The following is an 18,391-nucleotide window of genomic DNA, read 5'->3' as shown; positions in this document are numbered from 1 at the left end:
CAACTTCCGGCCGCAAGCCGCCATGCCGCGGGAGTGTGACGCGCCCGCCCAACGGACATCATGCCGTCGGCATGTCAGCCGCGCCCTCCGGAGCGAAGCGAGAGGGCCTGTCCCGCAGAACGCCTTACTTCCCGGCCAGTGCCGGGAATTGCGGGCTCGTCACAACCTGCTTCAGCAGTTCCTGCACGGCGGGGCCAAAGGCGTCAGCCACGTTTTTGCACGCGCCGGCGGCAGTCCAGCTCGTGTCGAACGGATATTTGACCGAGACCTTATAGCCCTTGTCAGCGGTCGACTTCACGACCATCGTGATCTGCCAGTACGCAGGCGACACGGAGCTGAAACTTAGTTCTTCGATGCGTCCCTCGATCGGGGCACCTTTCACGTCATAGGATTGAGCCATCAGGAGCTCTTCCTGGAAGGCGTCCTTGATGTACTGCGATGGCGTCTTGCCCGGCGCTACCCTTACCGGACCGTTCAGACGACACAGCGGGCTCTCATCGACGCCCGGCGCCAGACCGACGTCGGCAACGCTGACCTTCTTCGGTTGCAGGCTCTGCTGGATGGCGATGACATTGGCGGGGGAGGCCTTGTAAGGGATCGAATTCGTCGTCTCGCAACCGGTCAATAGAGCGCCAGCGGCGCAGAGGGTAGCAACAAGGGCGATCTTGCTTTGCTTCATGTCTTTCTTCCAGATGGGTTAAAGGGGCCTTGACGGTATGCGGGCCCGCAACGATAAACGGACGAATACCGGGGCAAATGAACCCCACCTTAGGAGGGGCCGCTGCTTGTCTGCCATGCGGCAAGCGCAAATGGCAGCTTCCGGCAGCCACAACCGGCCATTGAGCAAGCCGCACGACGTGCGGTGGAGCGACTGCTTTGCTCTCCAAACTGTCTCGCATTACCCCGAGCGCACGCTCACCCTCTCCCGGCAATCCGACCTACTCGCCGACCTGATCCGCATCACATTTCCAGCGGACACCCCCACAAAGCTAAGCGTGCAGGAGCTAGCGTACCAACTAGACGCTCTGCGCAGCGACGCCCAGATCATCGCCCAGGAAGGCTGCGCCGACCTGCTACGCGTAAGCGCAGGCCTCGGCTCCGTTCTAAAACTGCTGGATTACGACAGTGACGATGTAGAAGACAGTCACGGTTTGCATTGCTTGCTGATGCCGTTGAAGCGGCAATTGGATGCGGCTTTGAATCGGGTGCAAGGATTGCTTTGAGGTAGGGGAGGAGGGGGCTTGTGGCAGGGTGAGACGCGTCGCTCTTGCTAGCTCCCGCCCTCTCCCCCGCCCCTCTCCCGCAGACGGGAGAGGGGAGACAACAGAGCGGAGGTTGAGAGGCTCTGGTGTCTTTGAGCCGAGGCGGCGAGCGCCGCCCGGCTTGTCAGCGTGCTACAGCTTACTTAATACCCAGGCGCCACAACGAAGTCACTTCAGCCGCCCGCGCAGCATGCAGCGGGTCAGTCATATCAGTAGCCTTCGGATGGCTAGGCTTCACCTCCAACCGCCCCAGCACCTTCAACCCAGCCTCATCAATCCACGCCAGCAACTGGTCCCGCGAACGCAGCCCCAGGTGTTCAGCCAGATCAGACAGCAGCAGCCAGCCTTCACCCTTCGGCTCCAGATGATCAGCCAGCCCGGCAATAAATCCCTTCAGCATCTGGCAATCCGGGTCATACACCGCGCGCTCAATCGGCGAGTTCGGACGTGCCGGCACCCACGGCGGGTTACACACCACCAGCGGCGCACGGCCTTCCGGGAAGAGGTCGGCCTCTACCACTTCCACCTGGCCTGCCGCCTTGAGGCGGTGGATGTTGTCGCTGGCGCAGGCAAGCGCGCGCGGGTCCATGTCCGTGGCGATCACGCGCTTGACGCCGCGCTGGGCCAGCAGGGCGGCCAGCACGCCGGTGCCGGTGCCGATGTCGAAGGCGAGGTTGAGGGCGCCGGCGGGTAGCTGGGCCTTGGCGACCAGATCGATGTATTCGCCGCGCACCGGCGAGAAGACGCCGTAGTACGGATGGATGCGTTCAGCGAGCGCGGGAATCTCCACACCCTTCTTGCGCCACTCGTGCGCGCCGATCAGTCCGAGCAGTTCGCGCATCGATGCCACATACGGCGCATCGACTTCCCCATAGGCTTCCAGGCACGCCTCGCGCACATCGGGCGAGCGGCGCAGCGGCACCAGGTGGTCGGCGTCAAAGGGCAGCAGCAGCATGGAGAGCGTGCGGGCGCGCTGGGACTGGGCCTGGCGGTGCAGGTGGAAGGCTTCGGTCGGGGTGGGCTTTGCCTTGGGCACCTTGGAGGCCTTGGCGGCCTTCTTGGGCTTGTCGGCGCGGCGGGCCAGCGCTTGCAGCAGCTGGCGGGCGTTCTGGAAGTCGCCGCGCCAGAGCATGGCGGTGCCTTCGCAGGCGAGGCGGTAGGCGGTGTCGCCGGTGGTGGTGTCGTCGGCGATGACGACGCGCTTGGGCGGCGGCGCGCCGGCTTCGGAGCGCCAGTTCGCGCTGCGTTCTTCGCCGTTTTCGGTCCAGTGGATGGTGGCTTGCTCGGTCATTAGTTTCTTTCTGGCCACTTATGGCGGCCAATGGGGTTGTGCGGATAAGTCTGGCCAACATGGGCTGGCCATTCAAGGCGATCCGGCCCCGCCGCGCGCCGGCTGGCAAGCCGGGGCGCCCTGGCAGGGCTGGCATGGCGCGGCTGGTGGCGTTCCGGTCAGCCGCGCTGGATTGGGTGCTTCAGAGTTCGTACGCCTCGTGGTCGCCCGACATGGCTTGTTCTACCAGCTTGCGGTTCAGCGTCGGGGAGAACAACTCAATAAAGGTATACACAAAGCTGCGCAGGTAGGCGCCTTGCTTGACTGCCAGATGCGTCACATTGGTGCCGAACAGGTGTCCGGCGGGAATGCCGCGCAGGTTGCGGTCGCGCTCGGCGTCAAAGGCTACGCCGGCGACGATGCCTACGCCAAGGCCGATTTCCACATAGGTCTTGATCACGTCGGCGTCGATGGCTTCCAGGATGATGTCGGGCTTGAGGTGGCGCAGCTCGAAGGCTTTGTCGATCTTGGGGCGGCCGGCGAAGTTCGGATCATAAGTGATGATGGGGTAGCCCATCAGGTCTTCCAGCGCCAGGTGCTTCTTTTCCAGCAGGGGATGGTCGGGCGGCGTGACGACCACGTGCTGCCATTGGTAGCCGGGCAGGGAGATCAGGTTCTTGTCGGCGGAGATCCCTTCCGTGGCGATCCCGATGTCGGCATGGTCGTGCAGCACCATGTCGGCGATTTGCGTCGGATTGCCCTGTTGTATTGAAAGGCGCACTTTTGGGTAGCGTTTGGTAAACTCCGCGATCACCCGGGGCAGGGCGTAGCGCGCCTGGGTGTGGGTGGTGGCGATGGTGAAGTTGCCCTGGTCCTGGGCGGCGTAGTCCTTGCCCACCCGTTTCAGGCTTTCCACTTCCTGCAGGATCTTCTCCACCGACTCCAGAATGCGGCGGCCGGGCTCCGTCAGGCTGCGGATGCGCTTGCCGTGGCGGGTAAAGATATCCACGCCCAGCTCTTCCTCAAGCTCGATGATGGCCTTGGAGACGCCGGGCTGTGATGTATAGAGCGCTTTTGCGGCTTCGGTCAGGTTGTAGTTCTGGCGTACGGCTTCGCGCACAAAACGGAACTGGTGCAGGTTCATATATCCGTGTTCGTATAAACAAACAACTTCTTATTAGTTTGAGATATGAGGCCAGTTTATTACGATTCTCGAACTTTGTTAATGAACGGTCGGAACCTCCGCGCACGTGCCTCGTTTCCAGGCAGTCCCGGACGCTCACCGGCCTGGTGAACCCCAATGTCTCTTGCCTATACCGTTTCCGGTCTGCTAGTAGGCGTCCTCGTCGGTCTGACCGGGGTTGGCGGGGGTTCGCTCATGACGCCGCTGCTGACCCTGCTGTTCGGCTTCTCGCCGGCCACGGCGGTTGGCACCGACCTCGCCTTCGCCGCCATCACCAAGGGTTTCGGCACGGTGGCGCACCGCGCCCACGGCCATGTGCAGTGGCAGGTGGTGCGCCGCCTGTGCATCGGCAGCCTGCCGGCCGCGGTGGTGGCCATCCTGGTGCTCAAGAGCGCCGGTGAACTCAACGCGCAGTGGCTGCACGCGATCCGCCTGACCATCGGCGTGTCGGTGATCCTGACGGTATTGTCGCTCCTGTTCCGCAAGCAGATGCTGGCGTGGCTGGCACGCAACCCGCGCTTCCAGCTCGAAGGCCGTGCCCAGGCGGTTGCCACCGTGGTGGTGGGCGCCGTGATCGGGGTGCTGGTAACGGTGTCCTCGATCGGCGCGGGTGCCGTGGGCGCCACGCTCATTCTCCTGCTGTATCCCCGCATGAAGCCGGCCGAGGTGGCTGGCACCGATATCGCCTACGCCGTCCCGCTGACGGCGCTTGCCGGCTTGGGCCACGTTTGGCTCGGCACGGTGAACTGGACGCTGTTGCTGGCCTTGCTGGTGGGTTCGATCCCCGGCATCTGGCTGGGCGCGCAACTGTCGCGGGCGCTGCCCGAGCGGCTGGTGCGCGCCGCGCTGGCTACCACGCTGACGCTGGTCGCCATCAAGCTCGTCTCCTGAATTCAACGAATACTGAACGGACCCACACCATGTATCAGTACGACCAATACGACCAGCGCATCGTCAACGAGCGCGTAGCCCAGTTCCGTGACCAGGTGCGCCGCCGCCTGTCGGACGAACTGACCGAGGAAGAATTCCTGCCGCTGCGCTTGCAGAACGGCCTGTACATGCAGCGCCACGCCTACATGCTGCGCGTGGCGATTCCGTACGGCCTGCTGTCGAGCAAGCAGATGCGCATGCTGGGCCATATCGCGCGCGAGTATGACCGCGGCTATGGCCACTTCTCCACCCGCCAGAACATCCAGTACAACTGGATGGAACTGGAGCGCGTGCCCGACGTGCTGGCCGAACTCGCCAGCGTCGAGATGCACGGCATCCAGACTTCCGGCAATTGCGTGCGCAATATCACCACCGACCACTTCGCCGGCGTCGCGCCCGATGAGTCCGTGGACCCGCGCGTGCTGRCCGAACTGCTGCGCCAGTGGAGCACCTTCCAGCCGGAATTCGCGTTCCTGCCGCGCAAGTTCAAGATCGCCATCTCCGCTTCGGTCGACGACCGCGCCGTGGTGCAGATGCACGATATCGGCATCTACGCCTACCGCAATGCCCAGGGCGAAACGCGCCTGCGCATCCTGGCCGGCGGTGGCCTGGGCCGCACGCCGATCCTGGGTTCGGTGATCAAGGACGACCTGCCGTGGCAGCACCTGCTGTCGTACGTGGAATCGGCCATTCGCGTGTACAACCGCTATGGCCGCCGCGACAACAAGTACAAGGCTCGCATCAAGATCCTGGTGAAGGCCATCGGCGCGGAGAAGTTCGCGCAGGAAGTCGAGGAAGAGTGGCAGCACAGCAAGGATGGTCCCGCCACCATCACGCAGGCTGAGTTCGACCGCGTGGCGCAGTATTTCGCGCCCCCGGCCTACGACAAGCTGGCCGATACCGATGCTTCGTATGAAAAGCACCTGCTGGAAGAAAAGGCCTTCGCCCGCTGGGTGAGCCGCAGCGTGCATGCGCACAAGGTGCCCGGCTACGCCGCGGTCACGCTGTCGACCAAGCCCGGCCCGGCATCGCCCCCGGGAGATGCCACCGATGCGCAGATCGACCTGGTGGCCGACCTGGCCGACCGCTACGGCTACGGCGAACTGCGCGTGGCGCACGAGCAGAACCTGGTGCTGCCGGACGTGCGCAAGCGCGACCTGTACGCGCTGTGGCAGGAGGCTAGGAAGGCTGGCCTGGCTACTGCCAACATCGGCCTGCTGACCGACATCATCGCCTGCCCGGGCGGCGATTTCTGCTCGCTGGCCAATGCCAAGTCGATCCCCATCGCGCTGGCCATCCAGGAGCGTTTCGACAACCTGGACTACGTGCACGACCTGGGCGAGATCTCGCTGAACATCTCGGGTTGCATCAACGCCTGCGGCCACCACCATGTGGGCAATATCGGCGTGCTGGGCGTGGATAAGGACGGCGAGGAGTGGTACCAGGTCACGCTGGGCGGCGCGCAAGGCAACAAGAGCGCCATCGGCAAGGTGATCGGCCCGTCGTTCAAGGCCGACGAAATGCCCGACGTGGTGTCGCGCATCATCGACACCTTCGTGGCCAACCGCCATGACGACGAACGCTTCATCGACGTGCTGGGCCGTATCGGCATCGCCCCGTTCAAGGAACGCGTCTATGCCGACAAGCAGCGCGAACGCGCCGAAGCCTGAGCACCGGAGATAAACGACATGGCAAAGATTATTCAACTGCAACGCGGCGAAGGCGCCAACCCGGTCCCGGTCATCATCGATGACGCATGGACCGTGCTGCGCGGTGCCGAGGGCGCGGCCCTGACCGACGAACAGATCGTCGCCGCCGCGCAAGGCACGGACGCCGTGCTGTTCCCGCTGACCGCATGGCTGGCGCACAAGGACGGCGCACTGGCTGGCCGCGCGGCCGACGTCACCGGCATCTGGCTGGCGCCGGAAGACGAGCCGGCCGACGCGCAGGCCGCGTTTGCCAGCGTGGCCGTGGTGGCGGTGGATTTCCCCGTGTTCCGCGATGGCCGTGGTTTTTCCACCGCCTATCTGCTGCGCACCCGTTACAACTGGAAGGGCGAGCTGCGCGCCATCGGCGACGTGCTGCGCGACCAGCTCAATTTCATGAAGCGCTGCGGCTTCGACACCTTCGCCGTGCGCGCCGACAAGAACATCGACGACGCCATCAAGGGCTTCACGGAATTCACCGTGGCCTACCAGGCATCGGTGGACGAGCCGCTGCCGCTGTTCCGCCGCAACCGCGCCGAAGCGCTGGGCAAGGAAACGGCATGAGCGAGATTGCTATCGTCGAGGCTCCCGTCTCTTCGCTGCGTCCCCCGGCGCTGTGGACCGCGCCGGAGTACACCGGCAGCGTGGCGGATCTCGAAGCCAAGGAGCGTGAGCTTGGCCTGCGCCTGGCGCAAATCGCCGGCAGCTTCTTTCGCGCCCGCTTTGCCTCCAGCCTGGCGGCCGAAGACATGGTGGTGACGGATGCGATCCTGCGCGGCTCCGAGCAGGTGCGCGCGGGCATCCGCGTGTTCACGCTGCAAACCGGCCGCCTGCACGCCGAGACGTTGGCGGTGCTGGACGAAGTCAAGGCGCACTACGGCTACGACATCGAGCGCTTCACGCCGGACCCCGAGGCCATCGAGAACTACCTGAAGAACCACGGGCTGAACGCGTTCTACGACAGCGTGGACCTGCGCAAGAGCTGCTGCGGCATCCGCAAGGTGGAGCCGTTGAACCGCGCGCTGTCGCATGCGGACGCATGGCTGACCGGCCAGCGCCGCGAGCAGGCGGTGACGCGCTCGGAGCTGCCGTTCGAGGAAATGGATGAGGCGCGCGGCATTCCGAAGTTCAACCCGCTCGCCGACTGGAGCGAGGCCGAGGTGTGGGCTTACCTGAAGCGGCATGACGTGCCGGTCAACGCGCTGCATGCCAAGGGCTACCCCAGCATCGGCTGCGAGCCCTGTACGCGCGCCGTGCGCGCCGGCGAGGATGTGCGCGCCGGACGGTGGTGGTGGGAGAGCAAGGACTCGAAAGAGTGCGGGCTTCACGAACAGAACATCAAGCATTGAGGCCAGACGAAATGGGCATCATGAACGAACTGACTGGCGCGCCGGAAGTGGCGCACCTGCTGCAAGTGCAAAACGATCACCTCGACAAGCTCGAGGCGGAATCCATCTACATCATCCGCGAGGTGGTGGCGGAGTGCCGCAACCCGGCGCTGCTGTTCTCGGGCGGCAAGGATTCGATCGTCATGCTGCATCTGGCGCTCAAGGCATTCCGCCTGGGCGACCGCAAGACCGAACTGCCGTTCCCGCTGGTGCATATCGATACCGGCCACAACTACCCGGAAGTGATCACTTTCCGCGACCAGCGCGTGGCCGAGCTCGGTGCGCGCCTGGTGGTGGGCCATGTGGAAGATTCCATCAAGCGCGGCACCGTGCGCCTGCGCAAGGAAACCGACTCGCGCAATGCCGCGCAAGCCGTGACCCTGCTGGAAACCATCGAGGCCAACAAGTACGACGCGCTGATGGGCGGTGCCCGCCGCGATGAAGAAAAGGCGCGTGCCAAGGAACGCATCTTCTCCTTCCGCGACGAGTTCGGCCAGTGGGACCCGAAGGCCCAGCGCCCGGAACTGTGGAGTCTGTATAACGCCCGCATGGCCGCCGGCGAACAGATGCGCGTGTTCCCCATCTCCAACTGGACCGAGCTGGACGTGTGGCAGTACATCGCCCGTGAAGAGCTTGAGCTGCCTCCGATCTACTACGCGCACCAGCGCGAAGTGGTGAAGAAGAACGGCCTGCTGGTGCCGGTCACGCCGATCACGCCGAAGCAAGACGGCGACGTCAGCGAAGTGATCTCGGTGCGTTTTCGCACCGTGGGCGACATCAGCTGCACCTGCCCTGTGGCCAGCGTTGCGGCCTCGCCGATCGAGATCATCGCCGAGACGGCCGTGACCGAAATCACCGAGCGCGGCGCGACGCGGATGGACGACCAGACGAGCGAAGCGTCCATGGAACGCCGCAAGAAAGAAGGCTACTTCTAACCCGGACGCATAGGCGGGCACATCGCGTCGTTGCGAGAGTGCTCGTGTACCAATGTACACGTCGCCCTCACGCGCCTAGCGCTGCCTCCCGCCTATGCGCCGGAGCGAGCGCTGCGAGAGGGAAGAAGAAAGGATTTGACATGAGCACCCAAGCAACACACCAAGGCCTGCTGCGTTTTATCACCGCGGGTTCGGTCGACGATGGCAAGAGCACGCTGATTGGCCGCCTGCTGTATGACAGCAAGGCTGTGCTGTCCGATCAGCTGACCGCGCTGACCAAGGCCAAGAACAAGCGTACCGCCGGCGAGCAGATCGATTTCTCGCTGCTGACCGATGGCCTGGAAGCCGAGCGCGAGCAGGGCATCACCATCGACGTGGCTTACCGCTACTTCTCCACCGCGCGCCGCAAGTTCATCATCGCGGACACGCCGGGGCATGAGCAGTACACCCGCAACATGGTGACGGGCGCGTCCACCGCGCATGCCGCCATCGTGCTGGTCGACGCCACCCGCGTGACCGTGACCGACGGCCGCGCCGAACTGCTGGCCCAGACCAAGCGCCATTCGGCCATTCTCAAGCTGCTGGAGCTGCAGCATGTGATCGTGGCGGTCAACAAGATGGACCTGGTCGAGTTCAGCGAAGAGCGCTTCAACCAGATCCGCGACGCCTACACCGAACTGGCTGCCCAGTTGGGCCTGAAGGACGTGCGCTACGTGCCGGTATCGGCGCTGCGTGGCGACAATATCGTCAACGCCAGCCAGGCCATGCCGTGGTACCAGGGCGAGCCGCTGCTGCCGCTGCTCGAAGCGCTGCCGGTGGAAGAAGCCGCGTCCGAAGGCGACGATGCGTTGCGTTTCCCGGTGCAGCTGGTGATTCGCCAGGACGGCGCCCAGGCGGACGATTTCCGCGGCTATGCCGGCCGGGTCGAGGCAGGCACCGTGCGCGTGGGCCAGAAGCTGCGCGTGCTGCCGACCAATCGCGATGCCGTGGTGGCCGAGGTGCTGACGCCCAATGGCGTGGCCGAATCGGCCAGCGTAGGCGAGACCGTCACGGTGCGCCTGTCGGAAGATGTGGATGTGTCACGCGGTGATATGTTCGTTGCCGCCGGCGCGGACAGCGTTTCGGCCAAGAAGCTGACCGCCGACCTGTGCTGGTTCGACGACGAATCGCTCAACCCGGCCCGCAAGTACGTGCTCAAGCACACCACGGCCAGCGTGTTTGCGCGCGTCTCGTCTGTGGACCGCGTGCTGGATGTGCACACGCTGTTGCACGAAACCGGCCGCCACGACATCGGCCTGAACGATATCGGCTCGGTGCAGATCTCGCTGCAAAAGCCCATCGTCTGCGATGCATACGGCGACAACCCGGCGACCGGCGCTTTCGTGCTGATCGACGAGGCGACCAACCACACGGTGGCCGCAGGCATGATCCGTGCGTTCGCTTAAGGCGAATGAACTGATCAAGCGAACGCGAAGGAGCATGGCATGGGCAAGGTCTACCTGATCGGGGCAGGTCCCGGTGCCGCGGACCTCATTACGGTGCGCGGTGCACGGCTTTTGGGCGAAGCCCAGGTGGTGCTGCACGATGCGCTGGTGTCGCCCGAGATGCTGGCATGGTGTCCGCAGGCGCAGCTGATCGAGGTGGGCAAGCGGTGCGGGCAACGCTCCACCGCGCAGTTGTTCATCAACCGCCAGATCGTCGACCAGGCCCGCAAGCATGATCGCGTGGTGCGCCTCAAGGGCGGCGACCCGATGCTGTTCGGCCGCGCCGACGAGGAATTGCAGGCGCTGGAAGAAGCTGGCATCGAGTATGAGGTCGTGCCGGGCATTACCGCCGCGCTGGCGGCCGCGTCCGCCATCCGCAAGCCCCTCACCAAGCGCGGCGTATCGCGCAGCGTGGCCTTTGCGACGCAGTCCAAGGCAGCCGACACGGTCGACGTGGAGGCCGATGTGAAGGCCGATACGCTGGTGTATTACATGGGCCGCGATCAGGCCGCGTCCATTGCGGCGCAGTTGATCTCGCATGGCAAGCCGGCTTCCACGCCCGCCTGGGTGGTCGAGGCCGCGACGTCGGCGCACCAGCGCAGCAGGCAGTTCACGCTGCGCCAGATGGCGGCGGGCGAGGCGGCGGCATGGATCGATCCGACCCATCCCAGCCTGTTGATGATTGGCGAGGCGCTGGCTTCGCGGGCCAGCGAGGCGGTGCCGCAGGATGCCGATGGCGGCGTGTCGTACGGGGAAACTCGCGCAGCCTGAATCGTGGGCGCGATGTGAAAAAGCCGGACAACGTAGGTGGCGTTGTCCGGCTTTTTCTTTGGGCTTTCGTGGCGCGCCTGCGTCAGACTTTGCTGCTGGCAAGCGTCCCCACGCAGTAGGCCGCAATCGCATCCAGCACGCTCTCATCCTCTCCCACCGCCGTGGCGCAACGGATCGTCACCCCCGGAAGCCGCTGGCGGCAGTCGTCGAGCAGTGCCGGCAGGTCACGCCGCAGATGCCCGCCCTGGCCAAAAAAGACCGGCACCACATTGATATCGGCAACGCCGGCCGCAGCCAGTTCGGCCAGCGTGTCCGGCAGCGAAGGCGTCATCAGTTCCAGGAACGCCAGCCGCACGGCGCTGTCCGGCAAGGCAGCGGCCAGCTTGGCGTGCAGCCGGTCAAACGGCTCCCGCCAGCGCACGTCGCGCGCACCGTGGCCGAACAGCACCAGGGCCTGGCGCGCAAGGGGGGCGGGGGTCGCGGTCATCTTCGGGCCTCGATGCGGGTCTTAATGCCGGTCCACCCAGCGCAACGCGCCAAGCGCCACCAGCAGGTACAGCGTGCCGGGTATCAGCGCCGAGACGATCGGCGGCCAGGTATGCAACAGCCCCACGTGCGAAAACAGCGTGTTGGACAGGTGGAACGACAGCCCCAGCATGATGCCGCCGAACACCTTGACGCCCACGGCGCCGGCCCGCGCGTGCAGGTAGGCGAAGGGCAGGGCCAGCGCCACCATCACGAACAGGGTCAGCGGGTAGATCACTTTCTTCCAGAAGGCGATTTCATAGCGCTGGGTGTCCTGCTTGTTGTCGCGCAGGTGGCGGATATAGCGGAACAGGTCCAGCGTGGACATGCGCTCGGGCTCCACCAGCAGCACGGACAGGATCTGCGGCGTCAGTTCGGAACGCATGGCCAGGCTGGGTACGCTTCGCTGCTCGCCGCGGAAGACCGGCGCCAGGGTGTCGGCCTTGCCCGGCTCGCCCCTGGGCAAATCCAGGAAATGGGTTTCGGTGACGCCGGTGAGCTGCCAGGACTGGTTGCCCTGGTAGCGGCCTTCCTTGGCCACGCGGATCACGCTGAGCCGGTATTGCTGGTCGAATTCGTAGATGGTGACGCCGGTGATGCTCTGGTCGGGCCGCAGGCCGGCCACGTTGACGAAGCGGGTGACCTCATGGCCCAAGGTGGCGTCGCGGTCGCGGTCCTTGACCCACACGCCGGAGCGGAAACCCGCGGAGACGGTGGCGCCCAGTGCTTCCAGCTTGATCTTCTGCGCGTATTGCTCGGCCTTGGGGCCGATGAACTCGCCGAAGATAAACGTGGCGATGGCCAGCGGCACCGCCAGCTTGAACAGCGAGAACAGCGCCTGGCGCGTATTCAGGCCGGCCACCCGGAAGATCGTGTATTCCGACTGGCTGGCCAGTTGCGAGAAGACATAGATCGCACTGATCAGCACGGCGATCGGCAGCACCTCATAGATGCGCGTGGGCGCTTGCAGGATGACGTGGAAGAACGCCACCAGCGAGGTGTAGCGTCCGGCCACGCTCTCCAGTTCGCTGAGCATGTCGAAAAACACGAACAGCGCCAGCACCGCAAACAGGATAAAGGCGAAAACGCCGTAGATCAGCTGCCCGAAATAGCGCTCGTAGACCCGCAATACCCTCATGCCTGGCTCCCCGTGTTGCCGCCCTTGCGGGGCAGGCCGAAGACGGCACGCCAGCCTCCCAGGCTGCGGTTCTGGCGGTAGCGGAACAGCATCACCGCGCCCAGCAGGGCAAGCAGGTGGAATGGCCACCAGGCCAGGGAGAACGGGATCGAGCCGGAGCGCACCCAGGCCTGCGAGAGATTGATCAAGTTACTGTAGGTCAGGTAGATCAGCACCGCGAAGACCAGCGGCGTGTAACGGCCCAGGCGCGGGTTGACATAGGCAAGCGGGATGGCGATCAGTACGAAGTTGAAGGCCAGCAGCGGCAGCGACAGGCGCCACAGCAACTCCCCCAGGTTCTCGTTGGTGGGGTTGCGCAGCAGGTCGATGGTGTCGCGGCTCTTGGTCGGGATGTCGCCTTCCGCCTCGGGTGGTTTGCTGTCCACCTTGACCGCGTACTGGTCGAACTCGACGATGCGGTAGTCGAGCTTGCCGGGCGTGCCGGCATAGCGGCGGCCGTTTTCCATCACCACCATGCGGTCGCCGTTCGGCAGGGTCTGGAACTGGCCCTGGTGGGCCAGCGCCACGCCGATCTTGTCGGCTTCGGCGTTGGCGACAAAGACATTGCGCGCGTACTTCATGTCGGCGTCGATGCCTTCGATAAACAGCACATAGTTGCCCTTGGCCGGCTCGATGAAGCGGCCGGCGGCGATCATCGACAGCACGCCGCGCTGCTCGAAGCGGTCGCGGAACAAGGAGGTCTGCTGGTTGGCCCACGGCCAGGCGAAGATACCCAGCAGCAGCGACAGGATGATGAAGGGCGCGGCAAACTGCAGCACCGGCTTGACCAGGTCGCGCAGCGAGATGCCTGCCGAGAACCACACCACCATCTCCGAATCCTTGTACCAGCGCGTGAGCACGATCAGGGTGGAGATGAACAGCGTGGCCGACAGCAAAATGGACAGGTAGCCGATGGTGGCCAGGCCGATCAGCATCAGCACGTCGTTGGGGCTGGCCTTGCCGTTGGCGGCCATGCCCAGGATACGGATGACGAGCGAGGTCAGCATGAAAGTCAGCATGACCAGGAACACCGCGCCGGCGGTGTAGGCGAGCTCGCGACGCAAGGCTTGTTGAAAGATCATGCGGAGTCGGTTCCGGGCTGCCGGCCGGCGCGGGCGATGTCGGTGCCGGAGGTGCTTGCTAGCAAGCATAGCGGACCGCCGGCAGCAAATCGCGGATAATAGGAGCTTTCGTGGTGGACGAGCCCCTGGAAGGAAGCGCGATGGAATTTAGCACAAAAGCCCTGGATTGGAGCAAAGCGGGCCAAAATGGTTTCCTGGCGACCAAGACCGATTGCCTGGTAGTGGGCCTGTTTGAAGGTCAGAGCCTGGCCGGCGTGGCCAAGGCACTTGACGTGGCGACAAAGGGCTTGGTGTCCCGCATCGTCAAGCTCGGCGATTTCGAGGGCAAGCGCGGTACGCAGCTGATGCTGCACGAAGTGGCCGGCGTGGGCGCCGCCCGCGTGCTGCTGGTGGGATTCGGCAAGGAAGCCGAGTTCGGCGACAAGGCATTCGCCGAAGCCGTGCGCACTTCCCTGCGTGCCTTGTCCGGCACGCGTGCCGCCAATGTGCTGTGGTGCCTCGCCCAGCAGCAGGCGCCCCAGCAGGCCGGCAATGCCCGCGACCTGGCCTGGCGCCTGGTTACCACCGTCACGCTGATCCGCGAAGCCGGCTACCGCCTGCTGGAGCGCCATCCCGGGCTCAAGCGCGCCAACGCCAAGGGCAACGGCGCCGGCAACGGCAATGACAAGCTGCCTGGCCTGCGCAAGGTGGTGCTGACGGTCGACGCGGCCGACGCCAAAGCGGCGGCCCAGGCCGTGGTGCGCGGCGCGGCCATCGCCAACGGCATGGAGCTGACCAAGGACCTGGGCAACCTGCCGTCCAATATCTGCACCCCGACCTACCTGGCCAACACCGCGCGCGGCATCGCCAAGCGCCACAAGCTCAAGGTGGAAGTGCTGGGCCGCAAGCAGCTGGAAGCCCTCAAGATGGGTGCCTTCCTGGCCGTCACCAAGGGCGCCGTCGAGCCGCCCCAGTTCATCGTGCTGCGCTACGACGGCGCCTCGGCCAAACAGGCGCCGGTGGTGCTGGTGGGCAAGGGCATCACCTTCGATACCGGCGGTATCTCGCTCAAGCCCGGCGAGGGCATGGACGAGATGAAATACGACATGTGCGGCGCCGCCTCGGTGCTGGGCACGCTGCAGGCGGTGGCCGAGATGGGCCTCAAGCTGAACGTGATCGCGGTGGTCCCCACCTGCGAGAACATGCCGTCCGGCAACGCCACCAAGCCCGGCGACGTGGTCACCAGCATGTCCGGCCAGACCATCGAGATACTCAACACCGACGCCGAAGGCCGCCTGGTCCTGTGCGACGCGCTGACCTATGTGGAGCGCTTCAAGCCGGCCGCCGTGGTGGATGTGGCAACCCTGACGGGCGCCTGCATCATCGCGCTGGGCCACGTCAACAGCGGCCTCTACGCCCGCAACGACGGCCTGGCGGATCAACTGCTGCAAGCCGGCCGCAAGGCCATGGACACCGCCTGGCGCATGCCGCTGGACGATGACTACCAGGACCAGCTCAAGTCCAACTTCGCCGACATGGCCAATATCGGCGGCCGCCCGGCCGGCAGCGTGACCGCGGCCTGTTTCCTGGCGCGCTATACCGAAAAGTACGACTGGGCCCACCTGGACATCGCCGGCACGGCCTGGAAGAGCGGCGCCGCCAAGGGCGCCACCGGCCGTCCGGTGCCGTTGCTGACGCAGTTCCTGATGGATCGCGCCGGCTGACGGCGGGGCGGGCCGGCGCCGCCTTCCGGCGCCGGCCCGCCCGGTTTCATCTTCACAGGATTGGTTTTCACCCATGACGCGTATCGATTTCCACAGCAACGTGCCCGACAAGCTCGGCTACGCTTGCCGGCTGATCCGCAAGGCCTACGGCGCCGGCCAGAAGCTGGTGGTGCACGGCGCGCCGGAGCAGCTGGCGCAGCTCGATGCGCGCTTGTGGACATTCTCCGCGCTGGATTTCCTGCCCCATTGCGGCGTCGACAGCCCGCATGCCGGCGTGACGCCGATCGTGCTGGCAGCCAGGCTGGACCAGGCCCCGCATCACCAGTTGCTGATCAACCTCAGTGTTGAGACGCCCGCGCAATTCGCCAGTTTCGAGCGCATGATCGAGGTGGTCGGCAGCGACGCCGGCGACCGGGCCGCGGGGCGCGAGCGTTTCCGCCTTTACCGCGAACGTGGCTATGCGCTGGCCCACCACGATATCGCACAGGCCAGCCAGGGCAAGGGGGACGCCGCATGACCGAACGCACCACCTCGCGCGTGATCCCGCGCATCGGGCCCAACGACAGCATTCCATTGCTGACCGAGGTGATCGACCTGCCTGCCGACGGCGCCAGGCCGCCGGTGCAGGACGGGCCGGGCGCGGGCACGGTCGCCCGGTCGGAAGCCGAGGCTGGCGGCCGAAGCCATGCCCAGCCCGCTCCCGATATCAGCTGGCCCGGTGCGCTGACCCATGTCGTCGTGCCGCGCGAGGCGGGGGCGGGCATTCCCGCCGTCGAGGTGCCCGCGCTGCACCAGCCCACCCCATCCGCCCGGGACGGTGCCTATTCGGTTTCCCATGCCGCAGCCCACGCCAGCCCGCCGCCCAGCGCGGACGAACTGCGCGCGGTGCGCAGCGAGTTGCTGACGCGCGTGATGATGCGTTTTCGCACCGAGTGGCCGCAGGTGGTGGAGGCCCATACGGAGGCCACGCTGCAATCGCGGCTAGCCCCGCTGACCGCGCAGCTGGCGTCGGAACTGACGCAGTCGCTGGAGGCCCGGCTGGTGGAGTGGCTGGATGCCACGCTGGAAGAAATTGAGCGGGATCCGGGCGGCATGTGAAAGCCCCAGGCACGGAACGAAGCCGACGAACAGGCCAGGCGGGTGTTCGAGTCTCCGCCGCACAAAAAAAAGCCCGCGATCGCTCGCGGGCTTTTCCTTTCCGGCGCCAAAGCACTCAGCCTCAGTCCGTCACTGCGCCCTTGCTTGCCGTCGAAGCCAGCTTGGAGAACTTCGCCAGCACGCCACGCGTATAACGCGGTGCCGGCTGCTTCCATGCCGCACGGCGCTTGGCCAGTTCTTCGTCGCTCACGTTCAGTTGCAGCAGCAGCTTGTGCGCGTCGATGGTGACCGAGTCGCCTTCCTGCACCAGCGCGATGTTGCCGCCCACGTACGCTTCCGGCGCCACGTGGCCGACCACCATGCCCCAGGTGCCGCCCGAGAAGCGGCCGTCGGTGATGAAGCCGACCGACTCGCCCAGGCCCTTGCCGATGATGGCCGAGGTGGGGGCCAGCATTTCAGGCATGCCGGGGCCGCCCTTGGGACCCAGGTAACGCAGCACCAGGATGTCGCCGGCATTGATCTTGTCGGCCAGGATGGCGTCCATGGCGCTTTGCTCGTCCTCGAACACGCGGGCCGGGCCGGTGATGACCGGGTTCTTCAGGCCGGTGATCTTGGCGACCGCGCCTTCCGGAGCCAGGTTGCCCTTCAGGATGGCCAGGTGGCCTTCCTTGTACAGCGCGCGCTCGATCGGCAGGATCACGTCCTGGTCGGCGCGCGGGGTGTCCGGCACGTTTTCCAGTTCCTCGGCCAGGGTGCGGCCGGTGATGGTCAGGCAGTCGCCATGCAGCAGGCCGGCCTTGAGCAGGATCTTCATGACCTGCGGGATGCCGCCGGCGCGGTGCAGGTCGGTCGCCACGTACTGGCCCGAGGGCTTCAGGTTGCAGATCACCGGCACCTTGCGGCGGATGCGCTCGAAGTCGTCGATGGTCCATTCCACTTCGGCCGAGTGGGCGATCGCCAGGTAGTGCAGCACGGCGTTGGTGGAGCCGCCGGTGGCCATGATCAGCGCGACCGCGTTCTCGATGGACTTGCGCGTGATGATGTCGCGCGGCTTGATGTCCTTCTTGATGGCTTCGACCAGCACGCGCGCCGATTCGGCGGCGCTGTCGACCTTTTCCTGGTCCGGGTTGGCCATGGTCGACGAGTACAGCAGCGACATGCCCAGCGCCTCGAACGAGGAGCTCATGGTGTTGGCGGTGTACATKCCGCCGCACGAACCCGACGATGGGCAGGCATTTTTCTCGACACCCTCGAAGTCTTCCTGGCTCATGCGGCCGGCGGTGAATTCGCCCACGGCTTCGAACGACGACACGATGGTCAGGTCCTTGCCCTTCCAGTTGCCCGGCTTGATGGTGCCGCCGTACACGTAGATGCCCGGCACATTGGTGCGCGCCAGCGCGATCATGCCGCCCGGCATGTTCTTGTCGCAGCCGCCGATCACGACCACGCCGTCCATCCACTGGCCCTGGGTCGCGGTCTCGATGCAGTCGGCGATGACTTCGCGCGAGATCAGCGAGTACTTCATGCCCTCGGTGCCCATCGACATGCCGTCCGAGATGGTCGGGGTGCCGAAGATCTGCGGGTTGGCGTCGGCGGCCTTGATGGCGTCCACGGCGGCGTCGGCCAGCCGTTGCAGGCCGGAGTTGCACGGSGTGATGGTSGAGTGGCCRTTGGCGATGCCYACCATCGGCTTGTCGAAGTCTTCCTTCTKGTAGCCSAGCGCGTAGTACATCGARCGRTTGGGGGAGCGCGCCACGCCTTGCGTGATGTTCTGCGAACGTTTGTTGTATGCCATGGGAATCTCCGGGGGAATGTGCCGGCCTGCGAGGGGCGCCCCGAGGTAGCCGGGGACCGGGCAGGCTCTTGCCATGTTGTGG

Annotated in this window: 18 protein-coding genes; 11 read left to right on the top strand and 7 right to left on the bottom strand. The window is 65.4% G+C overall.

From position 1 onward, the window contains the following. Positions 1-124: 124 nt before the first annotated feature. Complete coding sequence (locus tag AC1DKD_RS01205) at positions 125-679, bottom strand: hypothetical protein (protein WP_441625404.1); 555 nt, start codon at positions 677-679, stop codon at positions 125-127. 130 nt (positions 680-809) lie between these two features. Between AC1DKD_RS01205 and AC1DKD_RS01200 the strand changes: the two genes are divergently transcribed. Then, a complete protein-coding gene (locus tag AC1DKD_RS01200) occupies positions 810-1,223 on the top strand; it encodes a DUF1484 family protein (protein ID WP_441625402.1) in 414 nt (137 codons plus the stop codon). 178 nt (positions 1,224-1,401) lie between these two features. On the opposite strand, the gene AC1DKD_RS01195 is transcribed toward AC1DKD_RS01200, so the two are convergent. Beyond that, positions 1,402-2,553 (bottom strand): 50S ribosomal protein L11 methyltransferase, encoded by a 1,152-nt coding sequence (locus AC1DKD_RS01195; protein ID WP_441625400.1) that lies wholly within the window; start codon positions 2,551-2,553, stop codon positions 1,402-1,404. A gap of 181 nt (positions 2,554-2,734) precedes the next feature. Then, on the bottom strand, positions 2,735-3,676 hold the full coding sequence (locus tag AC1DKD_RS01190; RefSeq protein ID WP_477102999.1) for a CysB family HTH-type transcriptional regulator: 942 nt from the start codon (positions 3,674-3,676) through the stop codon (positions 2,735-2,737). Positions 3,677-3,832: 156 nt separating this feature from the next. Here AC1DKD_RS01190 and AC1DKD_RS01185 point away from each other — a divergent pair, with 156 nt between their 5' ends. From AC1DKD_RS01185 to cobA, 7 genes are all read left to right on the top strand, one after another. Next, positions 3,833-4,606 (top strand): sulfite exporter TauE/SafE family protein, encoded by a 774-nt coding sequence (locus AC1DKD_RS01185; protein WP_441625396.1) that lies wholly within the window; start codon positions 3,833-3,835, stop codon positions 4,604-4,606. Between the two features lie 29 nt (positions 4,607-4,635). Then, positions 4,636-6,315 carry a nitrite/sulfite reductase gene (locus AC1DKD_RS01180; RefSeq protein WP_477142843.1) on the top strand — a complete coding sequence of 560 codons (1,680 nt, stop codon included), beginning with the start codon at positions 4,636-4,638 and terminating at the stop codon, positions 6,313-6,315. Positions 6,316-6,333: 18 nt separating this feature from the next. Beyond that, positions 6,334-6,915 (top strand): DUF934 domain-containing protein, encoded by a 582-nt coding sequence (locus tag AC1DKD_RS01175; protein WP_441625392.1) that lies wholly within the window; start codon positions 6,334-6,336, stop codon positions 6,913-6,915. After that, a complete protein-coding gene (locus AC1DKD_RS01170; protein ID WP_441625390.1) occupies positions 6,912-7,700 on the top strand; it encodes a phosphoadenylyl-sulfate reductase in 789 nt (262 codons plus the stop codon). Before AC1DKD_RS01175 ends, AC1DKD_RS01170 begins: the two co-directional genes overlap by 4 nt. 11 nt (positions 7,701-7,711) lie before the next feature. Then, complete coding sequence (gene cysD, locus AC1DKD_RS01165; RefSeq protein ID WP_441625388.1) at positions 7,712-8,674, top strand: sulfate adenylyltransferase subunit CysD; 963 nt, start codon at positions 7,712-7,714, stop codon at positions 8,672-8,674. A gap of 140 nt (positions 8,675-8,814) precedes the next feature. Then, positions 8,815-10,119, top strand: a complete 1,305-nt coding sequence (locus tag AC1DKD_RS01160) for a sulfate adenylyltransferase subunit 1 (RefSeq protein WP_441625386.1) — start codon at positions 8,815-8,817, stop codon at positions 10,117-10,119. Between the two features lie 39 nt (positions 10,120-10,158). Further along, positions 10,159-10,929 (top strand): uroporphyrinogen-III C-methyltransferase, encoded by a 771-nt coding sequence (gene cobA, locus AC1DKD_RS01155; protein WP_441625384.1) that lies wholly within the window; start codon positions 10,159-10,161, stop codon positions 10,927-10,929. Between the two features lie 82 nt (positions 10,930-11,011). On the opposite strand, the gene AC1DKD_RS01150 is transcribed toward cobA, so the two are convergent. The 3 genes from AC1DKD_RS01150 to lptF are packed head-to-tail and all read right to left on the bottom strand — an operon-like array spanning position 11,012 to position 13,713. Further along, complete coding sequence (locus AC1DKD_RS01150) at positions 11,012-11,416, bottom strand: sirohydrochlorin chelatase (RefSeq protein ID WP_441625382.1); 405 nt, start codon at positions 11,414-11,416, stop codon at positions 11,012-11,014. Positions 11,417-11,437: 21 nt separating this feature from the next. Then, a complete protein-coding gene (gene lptG, locus AC1DKD_RS01145; protein ID WP_276289849.1) occupies positions 11,438-12,592 on the bottom strand; it encodes an LPS export ABC transporter permease LptG in 1,155 nt (384 codons plus the stop codon). Continuing rightward, positions 12,589-13,713 (bottom strand): LPS export ABC transporter permease LptF, encoded by a 1,125-nt coding sequence (gene lptF, locus AC1DKD_RS01140; protein ID WP_276289850.1) that lies wholly within the window; start codon positions 13,711-13,713, stop codon positions 12,589-12,591. The genes lptG and lptF overlap by 4 nt, the downstream gene beginning before the upstream one ends. A 140-nt stretch (positions 13,714-13,853) precedes the next feature. On the opposite strand from lptF, the gene AC1DKD_RS01135 reads away from it, so the two are divergent. From AC1DKD_RS01135 to AC1DKD_RS01125, 3 genes are all read left to right on the top strand, one after another. Next, positions 13,854-15,416: a leucyl aminopeptidase gene (locus AC1DKD_RS01135; RefSeq protein ID WP_441625379.1), complete on the top strand. Its 1,563-nt coding sequence runs from the start codon at positions 13,854-13,856 to the stop codon at positions 15,414-15,416. Between the two features lie 73 nt (positions 15,417-15,489). Then, on the top strand, positions 15,490-15,933 hold the full coding sequence (locus AC1DKD_RS01130) for a DNA polymerase III subunit chi (RefSeq protein ID WP_276289852.1): 444 nt from the start codon (positions 15,490-15,492) through the stop codon (positions 15,931-15,933). Further along, on the top strand, positions 15,930-16,514 hold the full coding sequence (locus AC1DKD_RS01125) for a hypothetical protein (protein ID WP_441625377.1): 585 nt from the start codon (positions 15,930-15,932) through the stop codon (positions 16,512-16,514). Before AC1DKD_RS01130 ends, AC1DKD_RS01125 begins: the two co-directional genes overlap by 4 nt. 121 nt (positions 16,515-16,635) lie before the next feature. On the opposite strand, the gene ilvD is transcribed toward AC1DKD_RS01125, so the two are convergent. After that, the gene (gene ilvD, locus AC1DKD_RS01120) at positions 16,636-18,309 is read right to left on the bottom strand and encodes a dihydroxy-acid dehydratase (protein ID WP_477142842.1); all 1,674 of its coding nucleotides are present in this window, start codon (positions 18,307-18,309) and stop codon (positions 16,636-16,638) included. Between the last annotated feature and the right edge of the window lie 82 nt (positions 18,310-18,391).

The sequence above is a fragment of the Cupriavidus sp. 05T313 genome (assembly GCF_056396665.1).
This window is presented reverse-complemented; position numbering and strand designations above follow the sequence as displayed.